Origin of the sequence: Methylobacterium bullatum (assembly GCF_014845095.1) — a bacterium.
GTDB classification, from domain to species: Bacteria; Pseudomonadota; Alphaproteobacteria; order Rhizobiales; family Beijerinckiaceae; genus Methylobacterium; species Methylobacterium bullatum.
In genome coordinates, this window is sequence record NZ_NKUG01000227.1 from 1 (window position 1) to 3751 (window position 3751).

A 3751-nucleotide genomic window follows, 5' to 3' on the forward strand; every position below is an offset into this window, starting at 1 on the left:
CCCCACAAGGGGGAGGAGAGCCGCGCATCCCGCGACATGTGCGAATCTGAAAGCCCGCAAAAGGGGGTAGTAGGGTGAGACCGAACGAAAGCTCGCCCCGGTCAGAAGCTCACCGGCCGTGCCCGCTTCACCTGCGGGATCGTCTCGATCTCCGCCCGCACGCTCTCCGAGATCGGCGCATCCACGGCGCAGAAGCAGATGGCGTTGCCGCCCTCTTCCTCGCGGCCGAGATTGAACGTGGCGACGTTGACGCCGGCCTCGCCCAGGATGGTGCCGAGCCGGCCGATGAATCCCGGCTTGTCGTGGTTGCGCACGTAGAGCATGTGCGGCGCGAAGGCGGCGTCGATGGCGATGGAGCGGATCTCGATGATCCGGGGCTTGCCGTCATGGAACACCGTCCCGGCGGCGTCGCGCGGCATGTCCTCGGCATCCACGGTGATGCGGATGACCGATTCGTAGTCGCTCGCCCCGCCCTCGCGCTTGATCTCGTCCACCACGATGCCGCGCTCGCGCGCCAAGGCGGGGGCCGAGACCATGTTGATGTCCTGCAGGAACGGCCGCAGCGCCCCCGTCACCGCCGCCGCCGTGAGCGCGCGGGTGTTCATGCCGGCGACAGCGCCCTCGTAGGTGATGCGGATGCCCTTGATCGGCGCGTCCGTGAGCTGGCCGAGGAACGAGCCGAGCTTTTCGGCCAGCGCCACGAACGGCTTCAACCGGGGAGCCTCATCGGCCGAAATCGACGGGAAGTTGATCGCGTTGGTGATCGCCCCGGTCATCAGGTAATCGGACATCTGCTCGGCGACCTGCAGCGCCACGTTCTCCTGCGCCTCGTTGGTGGAGGCCCCGAGATGCGGGGTGCAAATGACGTTCGGGTGGCCGAAGAGCGGGTTGGCGGTGGCGGGCTCCTCGATGAACACGTCGAAGGCCGCCCCGGCCACATGGCCCGAATCGAGGGCCGCACGGAGGGCCACCTCGTCCACGAGGCCGCCACGGGCACAGTTGACGATGCGCACGCCGGGCTTCGTCCGGGCGAGGTTCTCGGCCGACAGGATGTTGCGGGTCTTGTCGGTCATCGGCACGTGGAGCGTGATGATGTCGGCCCGCGCCAGCAGCGCGTCGAGCTCGACCTTCTCCACGCCGATCTCAAGAGCGCGCTCGGGCGAGAGGTAGGGGTCGTAGGCCACGACCTTGAGCTTCAGGCCCACCGCGCGGTCGGCGACGATGGCGCCGATATTGCCGCAGCCGATGATGCCCAGCGTCTTGCCCGTCAGCTCGACGCCCATGAAGCGGTTCTTCTCCCACTTGCCGGCCTGGGTGGAGAGATCCGCCTGCGGGATCTGCCGCGCCAGGGCGAACATCATCGCGATGGCGTGTTCGGCGGTGGTGATGGAATTGCCGAAGGGCGTGTTCATGACGATGACGCCGCGCGCCGTGGCGGCGGCGACATCGACGTTGTCGACGCCGATTCCCGCCCGGCCGATGACCTTCAGCCGCGAGGTCTGGGCCAGCACCTTCTCCGTGACCTTGGTGGCCGAGCGGATGGCGAGACCGTCGTAATGGCCGATGACGGCCGCGAAGCGTTCCTTGTCCTTGCCGAGATTGGGGAAGAAGTCGACGTCGATTCCACGGTCACGGAAGATCTGAACGGCCGCGTTCGAGAGGGAATCGGAAATGAGCACCTTGGGAGCAGCCATGATGGCCTCCGGCTCTTGAGGAAGGGGGGATGCGGGCAACATCGGGGCCACCCTGTTCGGGCAGCCGGCATCGGATCCCGTCCGCCCACCTCATCCTGAGGTGCTGCGTTTGCAGCCTCGAGGAGGGCTCCAGACAGCGCAGCGCGAACTGGAGTGCTCCTTCGAGGCCTCCGCTACGCTGCGGCACCTCAGGATGAGGGTGCGGTTCGGATCGGTGTCGTCAGGCGGCGCACATGAACAATGGGCGCCGACCAGCGCGTCTTCGCCTCAGGCAGCCTTGGCGAGCTTCGCCTTCTCAGACGCATAGGCCCAGTCGAGCCACGGCATCAGGGCCTCGAGATCCGAGGTCTCCACCGTGCCGCCGCACCAGATGCGCAGGCCGGCCGGCGCGTCGCGATAGGCGCCGATGTCGAAGGCGATGCCCTCGGCATCGAGCGTGTCGGCGATGCCCTTGGCGACCGCCGCCACGGTGGCGTCACCCTTGGCCAGCACGTCCGGATCGGTGATGACGAGGCAGACGCCGGTGTTCGAATACGTCGCCGGGTCGACGGCGAGGTGCCCGATCCAGGGGGTCCGCGCCACCCAGTCGTGGACGACCTTGGCATTGGCGTCGGCGCGGGCATGGAGCGCGTCGAGACCGCCGATGCTCTGCGCCCAGCGCAGGGTGTCGAGGTAATCCTCCACCGCGAGGAGCGAGGGCGTGTTGATCGTGTCGCCCTTGAAGATGCCCTCGATCAGCTTGCCGCCCTTGGCCATGCGGAAGACCTTCGGGATCGGCCAGGCGGGGGTGTTGCTCTCGATGCGCGCGACGGCGCGGGGCGAGAGGACGAGCATGCCGTGCGCGGCCTCGCCACCCATCACCTTCTGCCAGGAGAAGGTGACGACATCGAGCTTGGCCCAGTCGAGCGGCATGGCGAAGGCGGCCGAGGTCGCGTCGCAGATCGTGACGCCTTCGCGGTCGGCGGCGATCCAGTCGCCGTTCGGCACGCGGACGCCGGCGGCGGTGCCGTTCCAGGTGAAGATGACGTCGTTGTGCTTGGTGTCGATGGCCGACAGGTCCGGCAGCACGCCGTAGGCGGTCTGGTGGACGATGGGCGAGATCTTGAGTTCCTGCAGCGCGTCCGTGACCCATTCGGAGCCGAAGGCTTCCCAGGCGGCCACTTCGACGGTCTTGGGGCCGAGCATCGACCACATGGCCATCTCGACGGCGCCGGTATCGGAGGCGGGGACGATGGCGATGCGGTAATCGGCGGGCACGCGCAGCACGGTGCGGGTCAGCTCGATGGCCTCGACCAGCTTGGCCTTGCCGGCGGGGGAGCGGTGCGAGCGGCCGAGCGCGGCGTTCTGAAGGGCCTGCAGGGTCCAGCCGGGACGCTTGGTGCAGGGGCCGGACGAGAAATTCGGCACGCGGGGGCGCGTGGTGGGACGTGTCATGATAAAAGTCCATCCTTACAGATGAATGCTCCTCGTTGGGGAGGAGTGGCCCGGCGCTGCCAATGGACCCGTCCCGGCGACTTAGCAAGATGCTCGGGCGATAAATTCAGTCCCGACCGGCACAAAGGCGCCGGTTTTTTCGACCAAGTCTTTGAGAATCAGGCCTTTGTCGGGTGAGACTTGCTCGCACCCATCAGGTCGGGCCGGCGCTCGCGGGTGATCCGTTCCGCCTCCTCCCGCCGCCAGCGGGCGATGGCGCCATGGTTGCCGCCGGTGAGGATGTCGGGAATCGCACGGCCCTCCCATTCCCGCGGCCGAGTGTAGTGCGGGTATTCGAGGAGCCCGCCCTCGAAACTCTCCTCGTCGCCCGAGACCGCCTTGCCCATGACGCCGGGCAGCAGGCGCACGCAGGCATCGATGGCGACGAAGGCCGCGACCTCCCCGCCCGACAGGATGTAGTCGCCGATGGAGACCTCCTCGAGGCCCCGCGCCGCGATGACCCGCTCGTCCACCCCCTCGAACCGGCCGCAGACCACGACGATGCCCGGCCCCTCCGCCAGCTCGCGCACGCGCGCTTGCGTCAGGGGGCGGCCGCGCGGGCTCATGAGCAGACGGGGGCGGGT

Annotated in this window: 3 protein-coding genes; all 3 read right to left on the reverse strand. The window is 68.1% G+C overall.

Annotated elements, in window-relative coordinates:
- Window positions 1–101 precede the first annotated feature (101 nt).
- Window positions 102–1694, reverse strand: coding sequence for a phosphoglycerate dehydrogenase (gene serA, locus MBTS_RS22390; protein ID WP_147832570.1), 1593 nt, complete (start codon window positions 1692–1694; stop codon window positions 102–104).
- A gap of 267 nt (window positions 1695–1961) precedes the next feature.
- Window positions 1962–3128 (reverse strand): phosphoserine transaminase, encoded by a 1167-nt coding sequence (locus MBTS_RS22395; protein WP_192216518.1) that lies wholly within the window; start codon window positions 3126–3128, stop codon window positions 1962–1964.
- Between the two features lie 158 nt (window positions 3129–3286).
- The coding region (gene trmD, locus MBTS_RS22400) for a tRNA (guanine(37)-N(1))-methyltransferase (protein ID WP_425324821.1) at window positions 3287–3751 on the reverse strand (465 nt) is incomplete at its 5' end.